The organism is Pirellulaceae bacterium, assembly GCA_029243025.1.
Classification (GTDB): Bacteria; Planctomycetota; Planctomycetia; order Pirellulales; family Pirellulaceae.
Map to the genome: position 1 here is coordinate 196,501 of JAQWSU010000006.1, position 19,100 is coordinate 215,600.

Annotated in this window: 13 protein-coding genes; 4 read left to right on the forward strand and 9 right to left on the reverse strand. The window is 51.8% G+C overall.

Annotated features, from left to right (window positions below; all coding sequences use genetic code 11):
- Positions 1-52 precede the first annotated feature (52 nt).
- Entirely contained in the window at positions 53-1,102 is a 1,050-nt protein-coding gene (locus P8N76_02885; GenBank protein ID MDG2380593.1) for a PIN domain-containing protein, read from the forward strand.
- A gap of 9 nt (positions 1,103-1,111) precedes the next feature.
- Here P8N76_02885 and P8N76_02890 read toward each other — a convergent pair whose 3' ends face one another.
- The 3 genes from P8N76_02890 to P8N76_02900 form a co-directional block, all read right to left on the reverse strand.
- The gene (locus P8N76_02890; protein ID MDG2380594.1) at positions 1,112-3,715 is read right to left on the reverse strand and encodes a TlpA disulfide reductase family protein; all 2,604 of its coding nucleotides are present in this window, start codon (positions 3,713-3,715) and stop codon (positions 1,112-1,114) included.
- A 192-nt stretch (positions 3,716-3,907) separates the two neighbouring features.
- Positions 3,908-4,708, reverse strand: a complete 801-nt coding sequence (locus P8N76_02895) for an SDR family oxidoreductase (GenBank protein ID MDG2380595.1) — start codon at positions 4,706-4,708, stop codon at positions 3,908-3,910.
- Positions 4,709-4,723: 15 nt separating this feature from the next.
- A complete protein-coding gene (locus P8N76_02900) occupies positions 4,724-5,656 on the reverse strand; it encodes a prepilin peptidase (GenBank protein ID MDG2380596.1) in 933 nt (310 codons plus the stop codon).
- A gap of 161 nt (positions 5,657-5,817) precedes the next feature.
- Here P8N76_02900 and P8N76_02905 point away from each other — a divergent pair, with 161 nt between their 5' ends.
- Positions 5,818-7,269 carry a leucyl aminopeptidase gene (locus P8N76_02905; protein MDG2380597.1) on the forward strand — a complete coding sequence of 484 codons (1,452 nt, stop codon included), beginning with the start codon at positions 5,818-5,820 and terminating at the stop codon, positions 7,267-7,269.
- Positions 7,270-7,414: 145 nt separating this feature from the next.
- Here P8N76_02905 and P8N76_02910 read toward each other — a convergent pair whose 3' ends face one another.
- From P8N76_02910 to P8N76_02920, 3 genes are read right to left on the reverse strand one after another with little or no spacing between them, the layout of a single operon-like run.
- Positions 7,415-7,561, reverse strand: a complete 147-nt coding sequence (locus P8N76_02910) for a hypothetical protein (protein MDG2380598.1) — start codon at positions 7,559-7,561, stop codon at positions 7,415-7,417.
- Positions 7,562-7,589: 28 nt separating this feature from the next.
- Positions 7,590-8,288, reverse strand: coding sequence for a glycosyltransferase family 2 protein (locus P8N76_02915; GenBank protein ID MDG2380599.1), 699 nt, complete (start codon positions 8,286-8,288; stop codon positions 7,590-7,592).
- Positions 8,285-10,039: a glycosyltransferase gene (locus tag P8N76_02920; GenBank protein MDG2380600.1), complete on the reverse strand. Its 1,755-nt coding sequence runs from the start codon at positions 10,037-10,039 to the stop codon at positions 8,285-8,287. Before P8N76_02920 ends, P8N76_02915 begins: the two co-directional genes overlap by 4 nt.
- 305 nt (positions 10,040-10,344) lie before the next feature.
- Here P8N76_02920 and P8N76_02925 point away from each other — a divergent pair, with 305 nt between their 5' ends.
- Positions 10,345-10,941, forward strand: coding sequence for a hypothetical protein (locus P8N76_02925; protein ID MDG2380601.1), 597 nt, complete (start codon positions 10,345-10,347; stop codon positions 10,939-10,941).
- A 68-nt stretch (positions 10,942-11,009) separates the two neighbouring features.
- Complete coding sequence (locus P8N76_02930; protein ID MDG2380602.1) at positions 11,010-12,659, forward strand: SPFH domain-containing protein; 1,650 nt, start codon at positions 11,010-11,012, stop codon at positions 12,657-12,659.
- A 466-nt stretch (positions 12,660-13,125) separates the two neighbouring features.
- Here P8N76_02930 and P8N76_02935 read toward each other — a convergent pair whose 3' ends face one another.
- The 3 genes from P8N76_02935 to P8N76_02945 form a co-directional block, all read right to left on the reverse strand.
- Positions 13,126-14,112, reverse strand: a complete 987-nt coding sequence (locus P8N76_02935; GenBank protein ID MDG2380603.1) for a hypothetical protein — start codon at positions 14,110-14,112, stop codon at positions 13,126-13,128.
- 8 nt (positions 14,113-14,120) lie between these two features.
- On the reverse strand, positions 14,121-17,897 hold the full coding sequence (locus P8N76_02940) for a secretin N-terminal domain-containing protein (protein MDG2380604.1): 3,777 nt from the start codon (positions 17,895-17,897) through the stop codon (positions 14,121-14,123).
- Positions 17,898-18,160: 263 nt separating this feature from the next.
- Entirely contained in the window at positions 18,161-19,012 is an 852-nt protein-coding gene (locus P8N76_02945) for a hypothetical protein (GenBank protein MDG2380605.1), read from the reverse strand.
- Positions 19,013-19,100 lie beyond the last annotated feature (88 nt).

Genomic DNA, 19,100 nt, shown 5'->3' on the forward strand with positions numbered 1-19,100 from the left:
ACTTGCCAAGTTAATTGGCTACCCCAGAGAACCAACAGGCGGTAAAATCGAAATGGCACTGTTCATCCTCCGCTGCGCATTCCTGCTGGTCGCGATTGGCCTTTCAGTCACATTCATTAATTCTGATTCACTCGTGCCGGCAGATCCCGAATGGTCGCCGTTCGCCGTCGTGTTAATCGTGGTGGGTCTGGCCTGTGCCGTCATCATTCTGGATCTCTTCATTCCACGCAAGCGAATTGAGACGATTACGGCGATCTATTTCGGCCTGCTGGTCGGACTCTTCATGACCTTCATTGCCAACATCGCGATGACGCCAATCGTTCCGGAAGATTATCGCACCGCCATTCAATTGCTACTTGCAATGATGCTCTGCTACACGTGCGTCAGCATTTTAATTCAGACCAAAGATGACTTTCGATTCATCATTCCCTACGTCGAATTCGCCAAGGAAGTAAAAGGAATCAAGCCGTACATTCTCGATACAAGCGTCGTGATCGATGGTCGCATCGCGGATGTGGTCGACGCGGGGGTCCTGGACAACCAATTGATTATGCCCAGGTTTGTCTTGGCCGAATTGCAAAACATTGCCGACAGCAACGACAAACTCCGACGGAGTCGTGGGCGTCGCGGCTTGGATATTTTGAATCGACTAAGGACGACCCCTGAGATCGACCTGAAGATCTACGATCGCGAACATCCCGAGATGGCTTCGCAACCGGTTGATATGAAACTTGTCTTGCTCGCACGCCGCCTCGAAGGCAAGTTGGTGACCGGTGATTACAACCTCAACAAGGTGGCGAGAATTCACAACGTGGAAGTGCTGAATCTCAACGATTTAGCCAATGCGTTGAAACCCATTTTCCTCCCCGGCGAGCATTTAGTCGTACGAGTCGTCAAAGAGGGCGAGGAGAGTGGTCAGGGAGTCGGCTACTTGGACGACGGTACGATGATCGTGATCGAGGGTGGTCGCCCTTACGTGAAAGAGACCGTCAAAGTTGACGTCACCAGTGTTTTGCAAACGAGTGCAGGACGGATGATCTTTGGCCGGTTCGAAGCCGCGATAGAGGAACCCCAGAAAAACAAAAACGCTCAAGAGAGTTAGGCTCAAACGCTACGTACCCACCTCGGCCTCGATACGCTGAGCGATTTCTGCCACTTTGTGAGATACAAAGCGGATTCGCCCCTTCCGATCGACGAGCATCAGTTTCGGAATAGATCGAACATCGTACTTCTTGGCAGTCTCTGTTGCCTCTTTACCGATCAGATTCGCCCACGGTAACTCTTCCTGGGAAAGAAACTCGGCCACCACCTTCAAGTCTTCATCCAGATTGACTCCTACGATCTGTAGCCCTTGCGTTTGATACTGTTTCGCCAGGGTTCGCAGTTCTGGCATGGCTTTCCGGCAAGGGCCGCACCACGTCGCCCAAAAATCGACAACGACCCAATTCCCACGATAGGTATCCCAATCAAAGCGACCTCCATCGGCCGTGACCCCAGTCAACACAAGAGGCTTGTTCAAGTAATCTTTCTGAGAGCCGGCAGACTGGGCAATTCGCTTCCCATAGGCCGCTAATTGCTTGTCGTCGCTTTTTACGAATTCCGTCCCCAAGCGTTGAAAATAAGTCTCTCGATCCGGCGCATCGAGTCGATTGACCACATGCACCGATTGGGAAGCTAAGCGAAGATGTCGCCCATTCAACGACTGTTGTTCGCAAAATTCGATCAAAGCGTTCAACAAACCGGGGAGTTCATCCTTCGCCGTATCGTCGGACGCCAATGCCTGTTGTTCCAGTTGGAGAAATCGCATTTCGTTGACAACCGCCGGCCGTGGATCATCCTTCCATTGATCAATGGTTCGGTTTAACGCCTCTTCCGATTTTGCACTGCCCCAGGACGCATCTCGGTGAAGGTATTTTGTCTTCGCCAGCAAAGCGATCGTCTTCCACCGTTCCTTCGCGTCCGAAGCAAGCAATCGGTCCGAAGCTTCGACAACGCCGAGCGAAAATCCTTTTCGACGCTGAATGCTGCGAGGCTTATCCTGCATTTCCAGAATGAAGTCGATCAAACCGATGGCGGTGGCATCGGCCGGAGGAGCGTAAGGATTTGTCTCCTGCAACTCTTTTGACAACCCGGTCACTGCCGAAGCCTCTTGGCTTTTCGCCGCTTCAACATCCGACTCAGGTGAAAGAACGGCGACGTAACGCAAGCCATTCCTGTCGCGCGCGATTTCGGCCGTATCAGAACTTCCGAGTCGCTCTTTTAAGAGGGATTGCAAGCGGTCCCCTTTCGAATGGATGTCAAGCACGACTCCCTGCGGACCAATGAGCAACGTGTAAGGCACTGACTCGACCCCAGCACGTAAGGCGTTTGGATTCTGATAGCCCGCCGCACTGGCATCCGGATTAACAATGATCGGCAACGAGAGTGGATTTTCCTGCAAATATCTTTCCAGACCATTTCGATCGTCATCCAAATTAATCGTGACGATTTTCACCCCTTGATCGCGATACGGCGCGATTGTTCGTCTTAAGCTGCGAACTTCCTGCACCCAGCCACTGTGCCAGCTTTGCCAAAAACAAACCACCACGTGGTGCCCTCGATAAGCTTCCCAATCAAACGGTTCGCCATCCAATAGGACTCCGTCTATCTGCATGGGCTTACCAATCGAATCCATCCGTTGCTCGGCCAACTGCACCGAACGATTCAGACTTGCCATCAGCTCTTCATCAGTGCTTTCGTAATGATCCTGCACGATTTGATACACTTGCCGTGCCGACTCAAAGCTGCCGCGTGATTCAAAGGTGAGGGCTGCTTGAAGCGCGTAGCCCAACACGTCATCTCGCGTGCGGCTATCCTTCAAGGCCTCGCTTACCGTTTCGCCGAGCGATGCCAGTCCAGTTGCGTCTCCCGTTAACGCTTCACTGACACGTTGGGTAATTCTGACTTGTGTCGCTTCGCCGATCAGCGCCCTGGCGCTGGCTGCCACTTCCGTATCGGCATCTTTCTGAAAACGCTCACCGACAGATTCGAGTATATCGGCCGATAAGGCAACGTGCCCCTGTTGAAAAACTAAACCGGCCGTACGACTCGCCGTGTTGAACGCCGTCGAATCAAGGTTGGGATGTTGCAGAAAACTCTCCAACTGGCTTCGCAGTGCCGAATCATCTTGCTCTTGCGAATTCAAGAACGTATTTACTTGGCCTTCAAATTCCGCGATTAAAACGAATCGCTCGAGATCCGCATTACCACTCGATTTTAGTTCGACAACAAACTTGTCATACGCAACTCGACCCTCTTCAGAGTTCAAAAGCGCAAGCGTCTGTAACGCTTGCAACTTCAATCGGCTTGCCAACAATCGAGTTCTGGCATCATTTTCTTGAGCCAGAATCTTGTTACATGCTTCGGCTCGAGCTTCCATCACACGGTTCAGAACGACAAGATGCTCGCTCTTCATTTGTCGCGACGAGAGATCCATGCCATTCAACTCACTGGCTTGAATTTCATCGATGAATTCAAGCAACTCTTCGGTCGTGCCATTTGGCACGTCAATGGGTTCGACAGACGCGCTAAGCGGATTCGCTCCCACCGCCTCCAACAAACTAACCTCCGATGATGATTCCTCGATCGAGGGGCGACAGCCGATCGACAGGAGAAGGGTTGAGGCGACCAACCAACAGAACATCCAACGACAACGAATGGATCTCAAATCGTTCATGAAAGCTCACTTAGCTTTTGATTGCAGAATAAAAGTGGGACACAGTAGGAATTCGGCTACTCCCAATTTAAAAAAGCTCTGCGAATCGAAGAAGCTCGATTCGACCTCATCGGCTAGAATTCTGCACAAATCGCTGCGTGCTAGCACCCCCAGCAGGCTCTCAAGCCGTTCCCCCCTCGTTCACGACGCGGCTTAACGCCAATGATCCGTGGGTGCATAAATCGAGCGGCCCCCATCGACTGGTAAGCAAACGCCCGTCAGGTACTCGTGCTCGAGCAAAAACAGGGTCGCGTCCACCACATGCTCGGGCTTACCCTCTCGTTTAAGTAAGGAGGAATCGATTGCAGCTTGGCGCGCGGCTGAAGGCAGGTCGTCGGGCAAGGTCACAGGACCCGGCAGAACCGCATTGACCCGAATGCGAGGATTTCGCCGAGCTAACTCGATCGCAAAGTCACGGGTAATCGTAGGGATCGCCCCCTTCGAGGCGAAATAGGCCGCATAGGCTTCGTACGGTCGTCGCGTCGCCCAATCTCCAAAGTTGACAATCACCCCGCCGGACGGTTGATCAACCATGATTTGTCCACCGATCTGGCAGCAGAGAAACGTGCCGAGTGTGTTCACCTCAAAATGGCGCCGGACGTCGTTGTCCGAAATTTCTGACAGTTCACGTCGCTCCCAAATTGATGCACAATTGGCGAGCGCATCTAAGCGTCCAAAAGCCCGTTGGCATTCCTCAAATATTTTTTCGACTTCGGTTTGCTTACTAAGATCGGCAACCTGCCAAATGGCGTCGGTCCCCTGAGAGCGCAGCTCCTCGACAAACTGCTCGGCCTCGGTAGCCGATCGATTCGCGTGGATCACAAGTCGATAACCATTTCGAGCCAGATCGCGAGCGATCGATTGACCAAGACGGTGCTTCGCCCCACTCCCAGTCACCAAGGCAACCGGTTGTTCCGTTCCGAATAGTGCGTGATGTTTGGTTTCATTTATCATCGTGGACTCTCACCTTCATCTCAGTAACCTTCGTCGAGCGTAGTCGATGCCGTAGCCGCACGCGTAGATCGCGAGTACTCCACCGAGGCATGTTAGCTGCGTGACACGTTCTGGCAGAACGTATTGAACAATATCCGACAGTTTTGCGACCCAGACAACCATTGCCACTGCAAAGGCAAGTAGCCAAATTGAACGGGCCTTGCTGGCAACAAGTGGGAACAGAACATTGCTGAGACTGGCAACCAAAGCGATCACTGCAACAGCCGTCGCCGACATCGTGATGCCCACCAAAGCAGCAACGCAAAGTCGATTTGTTCGTTGGAAACGGGTTGTCAGTTGGGGTTCGACCAACAAGCCAACCAAGCCGCCAAATGCTCCACCTAGTAGTGGATTGACCCACATTTGATCATCTTGAAGCAACCGCGTGGTGATCGGACTTGCCCAATTGCTGCAGACAAATCCGATCAGACAAGGAAGAAACAGTGCAGCGGTGACCGGATGCCCATCCAGATCCATCAAGGCAACACAAAAGATCGTAGAAAACAGCAAAGCATGAATCGCAAACAAGCTTAAACGCACGTCCACTGACGCAATACGATTTTGCAGCTGCCAAACATCGGCCCACCAAAATATCAGAAACGCCGCCGCCACAATACCCTCAACGATCGGATAGCGCCTCGAGATCGGCACCTGGCAATCTCGACAGCGGCCTTTCAGCAATAGCCAGCCAAGCACTGGGAGGTTATCGCGCGCGCGGATCGCATGCTGACAATTTGGGCAACAAGATCCAGGATGCATCAAACTCATACCGGCCGGTATTCGATAAACAACCACATTCATAAAACTGCCGATACATCCACCCAAGAAGCAAAACCAGATTGCTGCCAGCCAGGGTAATTGATCAATGGCAATCGTGAGTGATTCGAGGCTTGTTTGGGCGATGTTCACCGAGTTTCCTAACTGCTTGAGCAGCCTTTCTGGCTTCGGCGCGACGACGATGCCTTGCCTTGGTGTGAAGATTCTGCTGGAAGCACTAGAATGTGGCAAGTCACCTATCGGTGACATCCGCAACCCGAGTCCAAAACCATCTTGAATCTGGAATCATTCGCATGCAGTTTACCACCCGACAGGAATCTATCGAACAGGTCGAAGCTGATGCCGTTGTCGTCGGCGTCTATCAGGACCGTCTCAGTTCGGCCGCTCAGATCATTGATGAAGTGAGCAACGGATTGATCCAACGGCTGCTGGAATCAGAGGAATTTAAAGCCGAAATTGGCTCAATCAAGACCTTATATTATCTTAGCGGTGTCAAAAGTCCGATCGTGGTGTTGATCGGACTGGGCGATTCGAATGAGCTTCAACCAGGCAACGCCTATCGGGCGACTGCGACAGCAGCTCGAAGTTTGTCGAGCGGTCATCGCGATCGGCTAGCCTTTGCCGCAGATGAATCATGGTCGTCGGCCTGCATCGAAGCCGCCGTTGCTGGATCTCTGATTGGATTTCAGGGCCCCGGCCTCTATCAGACTGAGCAGAAGCGAACGCCACCGGCCGGATTAATCTGGCTGACCAAGGACGACGAAGCAGGTCAAAAAGGCATACTCATCGGGGAAAGTGTAAATCTGACGCGTCGCCTGGTCGACGAACCACCTCATGCGATGTATCCCGAATCATTTGCCAACGTCGCCCAAGAGGTTGCTACAGAAGCGGGGATGAATTGTGAGATTTGGGACGAACAGAAGCTCGAATCGGAAAACTGCGGCGCGTTGCTCGCTGTCGCTCGAGGCTCTTCCCGACCACCACGAATGGTGATCCTGAGACATCAAGGCGGCAACGCAGCAGATGATTGGCTGGCATTGGTAGGCAAAGGTGTTACGTTCGATTCAGGTGGCCTGTCACTGAAGCCCAGTGAATCGATGAAGACAATGAAGTGTGATATGGCAGGAGCCGCCACCGTATTAGGAGCAATGCGAGCAATTGCCAGATTAAAACTGCCGATCAACGTGATGGGACTGATGGGGCTAGTGGAAAACATGCCTGGCGCCGACGCGTACAAGCTGGGTGACGTCCTGACTGCAAAAAATGGTACGACTATCGAAGTCCACAATACGGACGCCGAAGGGCGACTCGTCTTGGCAGACGCTTTATCCGTGGCCGTCGAGAACAACGCAAAACATATCGTCGACTTGGCGACGCTTACTGGTGCTTGTGTCGTCGCACTCGGCTTGGATGTCGCAGGACTGATGACAAACGATCAAGCCTGGTGTGACGCGATCGCATCGGCCGCTGACAGCGCTGGCGAGCAAGTCTGGCAGTTGCCCATGTTCCCGGAATATGGGAAGCAAATTCTAGGGAGCGTAGCTGACATCAAAAACGTCGGCGAGGGCCGCTGGGGCGGTGCGATCACTGCGGCAAAGTTACTCGAAAGATTTGTCGATGAGACTCCTTGGACACACATCGACATCGCAGGACCTGCTTTTCTTGAAAAACCGAAGCCCTGGCTTGAGACTGGAGCCAGCGGCGCCCTTGTACGCACACTCATCGAGCTGGCTCGCCAATCCTGATGCTCTCGCATGAAGAGCACGCTTACACCCCGCGGCAGGCCGAAAACAGTGCGTGCCGCGCCGAGATCCCGCGCGGATCAAGGCGAACGATGTTTGTTCCGCGACGCTTCACGAAACCCCGTGTTTTCGCACCTAACCTTCGCACCTAACCGGTGAGACGCATCTGTCGCAAGTGGCCGACCGTGCCCATCTGTGTATCATCGGCAACAACACCGAATCGCTCCGCAAGCATCGAAGCATATCGACTTCGATTCGCAAGCTTTAGTTGATACGCATCACAACAAGAAATCACAGCCCCCTACCTTTTCCCGAGGAGCGGATCACACGGCACTATAAACATGACTGACGTAAATCATGCGCAAACGCAATCCCTGCACAAAAGATATCCACAACAGCATTTGATTGATAATGAATCGGATAAAACAGAATCTTAGGCGACGCATTAACGAGAGGTCTTTCCTGCGAAAATCGGGGACGAGGTAAATCGTGGCACTAACGGCCGTACTTAGCAACCCGATGTAAAAGATGGGCACCCAACCCATCAGGCTTGCACCAATCATCAAAAGAATACCTATATTCATCGAAAGCAATGACGAGAGAAAGATGATGATCGTCACCGGACATGGCCTTGCCACCCAGCACTGATGGTCGGTCGCTTCTGGATCACGAGCGCCCGTACTAGAAAAGATCTCAATACCCCCCTTCGAAATTTTTCGCATCAGTATCACCTGGTAACATGCAGTCAACCACCACTGTTGGATAATTTTTTTGAATGTGAAATTTGCAGTGTGTCGAACTTGCGCACTCGGGTAGGAGAACAGGCTACCCCGCTCGCTGAATCGAATGCCCATGTCAACATCTTCACATGCACGCATCTTGATATCGAAATCGCCAACTTCGGAAAAAACACTTCGGCGATAACCGACGTTGCCACCTTGGAAGAAGAGGCTGACGGCTTTCTGCTGTTCCATTGGCAGATAGCGAAAGGTGAAGTATTTCTGATTCCAACGAATAATCATCGGGCCACCTCAGCAGTTGCCACCTTATATTTTTGGCGATAGAAATCACCCCACGCCGTGCAGTCGTCATCACGAAATGAAATACCACCCCCGCAGGAAACTACCTGGGAGTCGTATTCGAACGGTAACATCATGTTTTGAACCCAATCTTTTGGTGCCAGACAATCATCGTCGATAAAAAGCACGACGTCCGAGGATGAATTTGCATTTTGAATCGCACAATTCCGCGCGGCAACAACCCCGGGCGTCCTTTCACAAACCCAGCGAAATTTCGAAAAGGAGGACACGTATTCCTCGAGCAAGGCTACTGTTTCATCGGATGAGCCATTGTCAATAACAAGAATTTCCTCAGGCTGCCGCGACTGGATCAACAACGAATCGATGGTTTGCCGCAGTGAAGCGGCACGATTAAATGTAGGAATCAGTACCGACACGCGAAGTTGCTTTCGCTCTGAACCGCGCAACAGTGATTGTGCTGCAAAACAAGCCTCCGCATTGTTACCATTCGCCTGTAGATCGGCAATTTGCTCGAGCCGCTCAGAATCCCTGGCCTGATCACGTTCAAGCCAATAAAGAATTTCACCGAGGGCAAAGAGCAGCGTTGTTGGACCGTTGAGAAACAAAAACGCAGTACCGTCCGCAAGCCTCTTTGCCTCGCGACGGTTCACCGTTGCCAAAGGAGTATTTCCATTTCCAGGAACTTCGTCATCGCAGATCGCTGCAAAAGTCAATGGATTTTGTTCCACCGTCAGAATGGAATAGTTATCCCCTGAAAGTAAGGGAAGAAGTACGCCTCCGACGTAGGCATAATGCGTGTTTTTTTTTCGCCGAAGCTCGTCGATCTCTGCCAATGAGGGAAAGTCCAACTGTCTGATCTCAAAAGATTGCGGGATCTCACTGAAGGCACGAATAATCGAGATGGGTACAGTTTCGCGAAACAAGCGGTTCGGAATCACCGCGTGCATATTTTGCATCGAACCACGAGTCTCGATAGTGGACAATAGCTCATTTCGAAAACAGGAAAACATCAACTCGGCATTGCCGCGCACATTCGTGGGAAGCGGAACCACCTCGTCGAGCCGCTCAGTAATCCGTTGTAAAACATAGCGAGCAAGTGTTTCATCAAAAGAAAGGTGCTCTAAATAAAGCAGAAACTTTCGCCACACGTCCGACATGATCGCAAGTCGGATCGCACCCGGTGACAACGAAGACGATAGGGTTGACAGGGTTTTTGAAATTAAAGGCAAATCTCCTCGTACAAATATCGGGCGGAGTTGATTTGCGATCGCCAATAGGTAGGGCTTGGTGATTTGAAGAGTGCTCTCGAATTCCTCGATCGTCAGGATCCCCACTTCATCTGAATTGGCCAGTGGCAGAAACAAACGGCGCAAGAATACGAGGGTGACCTCAATGTCATCACGAATCCTTTCAGACTCTTCAACGGATTTGATCAGAACAAAAAAATCAATATCACTGATTCCGTAACGCATCGTTCCCCGAGCAGCACTCCCCGAGAGCACCACCGCAATCACATGCGGATTGCGTCGCAAGAGAAACACCAGCGCTCGAACACTCAACCAATAATACAATCGGAAAAGAATGCGAACCGGTGTGTTCGATAATGCAAGACCGATTCTACGGCAACGTATCTGGCGAAGCGTTGGAATGAAAGTCATTATCTTGATGCAAAAAAGATCCTTCGTAACCGCATCAGCCAACAATAAACAACTTCGATAAAGATGCGGGAGCATGATTCTAATTCAGAAAGAAATGACGGTGCAAAGCAGATTCACCGCTAATCGAGTTTTTTCTCAAAAACCCGTTACCTTGGCAAAATTCGGGCCGCGAAAAACACCCCTCGGCGTCTTTCGAGCGATCCGTGGCCTACAAAAGGTCCAAATCGAGGCCGATTGCGCGAGATTTTGCCGGTTGCCAGCCAGCAACCAGGCCCAAAAGCTGAAAACAACAGGTATAATTCCGGCAATATTCCGAAATGGGAAACGAATTTATGGGCGAGTACTAAGTTCGAATTCCTGATCCAGCTGGGGTCTGCACGATGTTTAACGTCTTTCTTTTTGCCGCAGTTATCGGTGGAACCATCTTTGTGTTTCAATTCGTGCTGGCCCTTGTCGGCATGGGGACCGAAGACGTCGATTTTGGTGATGGGATTCCTGAAGATTTAGACCTGGCAGATGGCACAATCCCACTCGACCATGGGTCAACGTCACTGTTCGGCGTTATTTCCCTTCGAACAGTCGTAGCAGCCGTAACATTTTTTGGACTGGCCGGTATGGCAGCTCTAGAAGGCGGACTGCACGATGGCTTGGCTGCGTTGATCGCAATTGCCAGTGGTCTCGCTGCCATGTATGCCGTGCACTGGTTGATGAAGCAGCTCTACAACCTGCGACAGGATGGATCAGTCCGCATTCAACGTTCACTCGGAAAAACCGCCACGGTCTATATTCCCATTCCAGCCGGACGCAGCGGTAGCGGGAAAATCCAAATCCGCATGCAAGGGCGAATTATGGAGTACGCAGCCATCACCGGCGGACCTGAAAAACTTAGTACGGGTGCTAAAGTTGTCGTGATCGACGTGGTGACTCCTACCACTCTAGAGGTGGAGCCAATTCGAGAAACGGTCGCTTCGGCATAACAGTCAAAACGGTCACGATCGTCACTTGAACCGATTCCGTACATCCGTGAAGGAATGAAGCTACCATCATGCCTGACAACTCAAATGCCTGGGTGTTTTTAGCGATCATCACGATAGCGATCGTGATGCTGCTACTCTCGATGTTGATTTTGGTTGCTAGACAGTACAAACGCTGCCCTAGCAACCGCGTGTTAGTGATCTACGGCAAGGCAGGACGCAAGGGAGATGCAGCGAAGACGATTCATGGTGGAGCGGCTTTCGTTTGGCCACTCATTCAGGATTTCGCCTTTCTGACTCTCGACCCGATTCAAATCGAAATTCCACTCCGAGGAGCTTTGTCTTCCGAAAACATCCGCGTGAATGTGCCGAGTGTTTTCACGGTCGCAATCGGCACTGAACCGGAGGTCATGCAACAGGGTGCGATTCGCTTACTGGGACTTTCGACCGGTGAGATTCGCCAACAGGCTGAGGAGATCATCTTCGGTCAATTGCGTCAGGTGATTGCTTCGATGGGGATCGAAGAGATCAATCGTGATCGCGACACGTTTCTGGACCATGTGCAACAATCACTGGAACCTGAACTGAACAAGATCGGCCTCCAACTGATCAACGTCAACATCACAGACATCACGGACGAGGCAGGCTACATCGACGCGATAGGTCAAAAAGCCGCCTCCCAGGCAATTCAACAAGCTCGAGCCGATGTGGCCGAGGAAGAGCGCAAGGGTGAAACTCGAGTCGCTGAAGCCGAGCGAGATAAAGCTGTCCAGGTGGCCAGCGCTCGGCGCGATCAGTCGATTGGAACCCGCGAAGCCGAACGCGACAAATCAATCCGTGTCGCAGAGTTGCAAAAAGAACAGAATGTGGGAGAGGAAACAGCCGCCTTTCAAAAACAAGCACAGGTCAAGTCTGCCGAACGTGACATGCGTGTCAAAGTTGCCACCGCGGATGCGGCGGCAATCGATGGCGAAAACGATGCTCAAGCGACGGTCGCAGCATCGGAGGCTGAACTTGCGGTGAAACGAGCCGAGGCTTACGAAGTCGGTGAAAGTCGTAAACGAGAAGCCGAAGCCAAGGTACTCGAAGTTCAAAACCGAGCCATGGCTGACGCCGCCATTGCGGACGCTGCTCGTGTTGAAGCCGAACAACGAGCCGCATTGGAGGCTCCCGCTCGAGCTCAAAAAGCTCAGACGATCGTCGAAGCCGAAGCCGAAGCCGAAAAACGACGGATCGAAGCGCTTGCCGATGCCGATGCAATCTTCGCAAAACTCGACGCAGAGGCTCGTGGTCAGTTCGAAATCCTGGCCAAAAAAGGACAAGGTCTTCAACAGATTGTGGACGCCTGCGGCGGAGCCAAGGAAGCCTTTCAAATGCTGCTGTTAGAGCACCTTGATAACTTGGCCGAAGCATCCTCCAAAGCAATCTCGAACATCAAGTTTGATAAGGTGGTCGTTTGGGAAAATGGTGGCAACAATGAACGAAGTAACACCGCCAACTTCCTCAGCGGAATGGCCAATACCCTCCCGCCGATGATGCAAGTGATGAAAGATATCGGAGGCGTCGAATTACCCGAAGCGTTCGTTAAGTTGACAGGCGATGAGGAACAGGCCGATGGGGAACAGGCCGATGATTGCTCACCAAGCAAAGTTGATTCGCCCGTAGAACCCCATCTTGCCGAGGTAGACGATCTTGCCGATGAGGACGATGATCAAGGATAGATAACGAACGCGACCGCTGACAAAAAGCGAGAATGAATCATGCCGTTCAAAACAACATGGCTCGTACTAACATTGACCTGGGTGAGTCTGATCATCGTCGCCAAGCCGGCGAATGGTCAAATGTTCGGCAATCGATCCCTAGGCTCGCCCTTGAATCGGCAATCCAACCCCGGCATCGGCGCTGGGACGGGAACCCTTCGCAACCAACGATTCATTCGCGGCAATCGGCGGAAGCAAGATTTCGTCGGTATCGACCGAATCGACACCGTCGACTTTACAGGTCTGCAGCAATCTGGCCAGGGACAAGCCGTTCGATCTGCGGTGACAACCGCTCCTATTCAACCAAGCTTAGCCGCATCAATCAATCAACCTCTGCCACTACCAAGTCGAACCCAAATGTATTCGCCAAAGATTGAGGTCGACTTCAACTATGCCCCATCAAAAAACTCAATCCAAGCTCGTGAGCTTACGGAGCATCTGATTTCGATTGCGCCGACGATCGAGGCGTCGGTGGCAGGCCGGAAAGCCATCTTGCGCGGTACGGTTGCTTCCGAGGCAGACGCGAAACTGGCGACGATCCTGGCGAGTTTTCAACCGGGTATCTCCGTGGTTGAAAATGACCTGACAATCGTTGATGGTAGGGAAGTACCCCCGCCTCCACGACCGATTCCGGCAACTCCATCGCCTCCGGTGAATCTGGACGCACCATAGTGGCTTCAGTCTCGAAAGTCGCTGGCTTCGACCGATTTGCATCGAGCGGAGACTGCCGTTGTAATTCAGATGGGGAGGACCCATGAAACTTTTCGGCAAAACGTGGAGGAACTTGTATCGTAATCGCCTGCGGCGTCTCCATTTCGTAAGCAGCTTGTTGAACTGTTGCCTCTTGTGCCGACTGCGATCCGTCCGCGTCCGAAATCTCAGGCTCGCCGACCTCCGATGATAAACCGGGCAGCACCACCTTGGAAGGATCCGAAACAACCACTCCGCCCAACCGATGCTCAAAGCGGGTGATCAAACTGATATGGCGTGTTGTGCCGCCAAGCTCATCCCAAGGCAACCAAATGCTGTACGAGTGACCTACCTTGGTCTGGCTGTGATGACTCTTAAACTGATCAGCAGTAAAAATGAACTTCTTTTCTGGTGATGGCATACCGCGTGTCTTTTGTTCGGCATTGAACGCATACACGGTCAACGATCCATCGACTTCAATCGGCTTCTCATCGTCTTCCGGACCATAAAAGTAGACGCGAGCGCCAAAACCACGCACACCTGGCTTGCCGTCCTGATAGAGCACCGTATCCGTCCACATCGCCACAATACGACTGGGAACTTTCGGTGACTCTTCGACTTCGCCAAAAATGCTGCCCTTCAGATTAAATGGAGCACAGCCAGTCACCATCCATGACACACAGAGAAGGCTCGTTGCAAACCAGTATTTTCTGATCGTCGGCATTGATTTCATTACTTCTTGTCCGGGCGCAGACGGGCTGGAAACTTTTTAATTGCGTTCAAGAAACGGGCTGATTTTTTCTCGCGCTGCTGTTCGCCAGCGTCATTTTTCGCCGGTTGCGCCCGAGAAATATCAGTGACCAAAACGGGCTGGACAGACGAGTCCTTGACATTCCCGTTTGTCATTCCGTCCACGTGTGGTTCAGTGAGTAACGTAGGTTCCGGACTTTCAATCGCCTCTCCACGAGGATTAAGGTCGGGATAAATGACTTCGGTATCCCCATCAAGAATCAAATTGCTATCCAAGGGTGCACCAATGTCTCCTTGAATCTCATAAACATCAGCCGCACACCATGACATCCGTGACATCTCGATCTGCTTCAGTCGCTCGGCGTCCTGTTCATTTCGAATCACATGAGGAGTGAGGATGATCAAGAGTTCCGCTCGACGTTTATCGAGACCATCATAACGAAACACATCACCCAGCAAAGGCACTCGTGACAGATAAGGCACTCGTCGAGAAACCATCTCTTTACGCGTGGTAATCAGGCCACCCAAAATGATCGTTTCTCCGCTGCTCGCACTCACGGTTGCTTGTGCCGTTTGGACATCAATGCTCGGAGATCGAATGATCGTGCCATCCAACGAAACACTCACCGGAATACCATCCGCCACAGGTCCAACCTGCGATTTCTCTGCATCGACTTCCATCACCACCATTCCGTCAGGACTAATGCGTGGAGTCACGCCAAGAATCAGACCCACGTTCTCCAATTGGATCGTATTCGTCTGCAAACCGCCTTCAGTCAAATTCGAGGCAACAATACGCGGGACTCGTTGGCCTACCTGAATGAAAGCGGATTGATTGTCCAAGGTGCGAATTTGTGGACGGCCCAACATATCGAGTCGCCGTGTTTCCTGCAGTGCACGAATCAAAATACTTACGCTGTCACTGCTCGCGGAGAGTACAAGCCCTCCAAAACCCCTTTCTTTATTGGTCCGATCAACACCAAAATGAGTCAGCCCTTGCGTGCCGAGTTGGCCCTTCGTATCTAATGACTGCTTGCTACCGCTATTACCGAGTGGAAGGTTATTGAAATCGTAACCTGGCTCATTATCCGCCGCCTGAATAATTTCCTCCGTCACCGTTGTAATCCCCTGCACCGTCGATGTTTGCGTCGTCACGATGGTGGTCAACAGCTCGCTTAACAGGCTACGGTCAAACAATACAGAATCCTGAATCCCCAACTCGACACCTAATTCATCGGTATCGTTTAAGACAACTTCGGCAATGACAACTTGAATGAGAACCTGGGGAGGCTGCTCATCGAGTGAGAGGACCAGCTCCCGTATTTGATCAAAATAACGTGGCGTCGCACTGATAATCAACGCATTCCGTACAGGCTCAGGCACGACCACGACTTCTCGCTCAACTTGCTCGAAAAAATCGCCGGCTTGAGCAGCCTGTTGCACCAAGCGTTCACTGCGGAGAAATTCATTAATCGCGGCAGCCACATCCAATGCGGGCGCATTTCGCAACCGATAGACCTCATTCTTACGCTCGGCAAAATCTCGCTCGTCCAGACGCAACAATAACGCCTCGATAATCTGCAAGTCTCCCTCGGAGCCCGCAGCAATAATACTGTTCGTACGTGAATCCACTGCGAATCGTAATGGTGCGAGCGATGTGTCTCCGGCAGCACTTGCCAGTTGTGGGGCCATCGCATCGCCCGTCTGCGATGGCAGCAAAGAACGCAGCATCTGCACCAGGCTGGCTGCATCACCATTATTTACTCGAAAAACTTTAATTTGCGATACGGCACCGGCAGTGTCCATTTCACGAATCAATGCTTCGAGCAAAGGAAGCGTTTCGCTCGGCCCCGAAATAATGAGCGTATTATTGCGAACATTCGCTGTGATCCGGACCGCTGTTAGCATCCCCGATCGCACCATCTGCCGACCCCGCTGGTCCACCGTCAACAACTCGAGAATCGCTGACGGACCTCCATCTGAGTTATCCGCTTGGATCGCGGTGCGTAATGTTTCCGCCAAATCGCCGGCAAGCGCGTTTTTGATCTGAATCACTTTTGCCTGATTTACCGCTTCGCTACGATCCGTGTCCAATGATTCCACTAATCGTTTCACCTCGAGCATGTCGCGAGGAGCAGCATAGGCGATCACCGAATTGGATCGCAGATCGGCCAACGCAAACACTTTCGCACCGAGACCGTCTCGATTCGCAAAAAATTCATTGACTCCCGCCACCACCGTAACCGCTGGGGCATGTTGTAAACGAAACACCTCAAATTGTGTTTCTGGAGCCACAGCTTGATCGAGCTTACCAATCAATTCAACCATCGATTTGATGGCGTCGCCCCAACCGATCAATAACAGAGCATTAGGTTTAACCAAGGGTGTAACACTGACCTCCCCTTGGCGTCGACCTGTTAAATCTTCGTTCACCATTTCGATTACCCGCGCAATCGCTTCGCTTTGTGCATGCCGCAACATATACACTTCCACGTCAGGTTGTGTTTCTTTACTCAGCCTCTCCAATTCTCGAATGACTTGAGTCAAACGTCGCACATCCCGATCACGGCCACGCAAGATGATCACATCCAGGTCGGGCAAAGTCTGGACTTCTACATCCACGTCCAGGCCCGTGGGGAGCGGTTGCGACTCTTCCGGTTGGTCATCCGCTGGTTCCTTCTCGTCTTCTACCTGCATTATGAAGTTGACGAGCGCGAGACTTCCTTCGTGCTGCGTTCCTCTCAGGGAGGACGTCGGAGACCTAGCTGCGCCTTTGTAGGCGTCAATCGCGCGCCTGACCTTTCTCGAATCTGATCGCTCAATCGACATAATTGCCGTACGCCGCACACCGTTCACCTCTGCCGCTTCCAGCGCCGCCAAGAGTATTTCGCATTGAGCAATAATCTTTGGGTCAGCTGTCAACAATACTCCCCCGCGACGCGAATTGAATTCAAAATCCGCCACCTGCTTCCCAGCAGACATCAGCGTAAATAGCTGGCTAGAAGAGTTCTTATCCCGTTTCAGCCGCGGCCCAAGAATTGCCATGAATTGGGATTGGAGTTTCGTAACATCACCACGCAGAGCAATGAACCTCGTTTCCGCTGGCTTCGACGACTGATCCCCATTTTGAATCGGTGATGCGGGTGCTGGCCGCTCGCTTGCAATGCTTTGGGATGCTTGAAAACGCAACGCGGGTAACGGTTGGACGACCGACTCGTCTTCTGCCGCCTGCAAAACCTGAGGATCCACAGAATTATTGATCACGGAAAACTGATTCTGTATCAGTCGGTGTACCGACGGTGAGGCGATGACAAAAATTCTGTTCCGCTCCGGATCACCAGATATTCGAAACTCCGGTTGGCTGCCAAAACGTTGACGAAATTGATCAATTTGTTGCGACTGTTGAGCGCCGTCGCAACGATAGGTCATTAGAGTACCGCCCGACGAAGCTTTGTCCTCGACTCGTTGGTCTACCGCAGCCAGAAACTCAGCAGCGTAATTCAATAACTCCGGTGAAGCACCAGTTACCAGCAACTCATTCGCCTCAGAACGTAACGTTACCCGCACCTCTTCAGGCAGGATCTGTTGCAACATCGGTGCGACGGCACTCGCCCGTTTGTGTTGCAATTGAAATCGTTTTGGCACCGGTTTCTGTTGTGCCGACACAACGGATAACACCGTTAGACCAAAGAAGAGCATTCCCACGCAGAGCCTTGTATTGGCTAACAACGTGCCTCGGATTTTTGCGTATTGTTTCATCCGACGGATCATCGCGTGATTATAAGTCTTAAAAAGATAGAAAAGCCTTCCAGAGATTTCCGCGCGGATGCTAAGGAAAAGATCCGGCTCCGTCAATGCGTTTTGTCCATCGCGAAAGAATCGCCCTTTATTCTGCTAGCGGAAGCGCGCCACAACGGTCCCGTGACATCTGATTCCGCAGCTTAACGGGCAAACGGCTTACGACTTATCAAGCTTCAGATACCGCAGTCCGTGCTTGCTTTTCGTGAGATAGCAAACCAACGTCAGTTGGTAATTTTGACGGCGTCCGCCAAACTCTGCCCAATTTTGATGCGGGTTCGTTGCCCATCACTGATCACTTCGATGAACTGAAGTTCGACTCGATCCACGGTCAAACCGAAGCTTTCATGCTGCATGGACTCGCCCACAGCAAGAAACTGGATTTTCCCTGTGGGATCGGTTACCCAAGCCTGGCGCCTACCCGCCGAGTCAGAAGTGATTGCGGAAACGACAATTTTGTTTGCGACGGGATCCCCCGTGGCAAACAGATTCCTGCGGGCAATCAGCCCATATTGACCTGGGTCAAGCTGCGGCGCCGAATCGAGTTTGAATTCAGCCGCCGTGGCGGAGGGAATTGCCAAGGATTCAATCGTCATCGTAAGGCGAATTCGGCCATCACTTGCAGGATTGAGCGTCATGTTTTGTATTCGATGCAAGTATTCGGTTTGGTAAAAGGATTGCAACAACTTCGCAATTTGTTCGAGCGTTCCGTCACCACGAACCAGAAAAGCAATTCTCACGATCGCTGCTCGATTGGCGGTTGGCGTCGTTGAGTTTACGCTTGCACCCTCAATACCCACATTTTTAACGAGCTTCAACAACCAGCCGCGATACTGAGTCACAGCAATTTCAAGGTCACTTGGTAAGCTCTGCTGCTCAAGTGTCGGCAATTCTCGCAACTTGTTTTGTTCTCGACGAACATCGAGCTTTGCAGCCTGCAGTTGTTCCTTCATGGCCGCCGCGTCGTCGGTCACCTCCCGCAGTGGATCGGAATAGAATCGACGATAGGCAAGGTCCGCAACGTAAGCGGCCAGCATCAATGAGACGAGTATCAGCAGGAGTTTCTGTCGCGGCATGGTTAATTGTTGCTGTGAGTCAATGCAGATAATTGTGGATGTTTGCGATAATCCTTCGAGTGAGATCTTTGCTCACTAAACGTTTGCA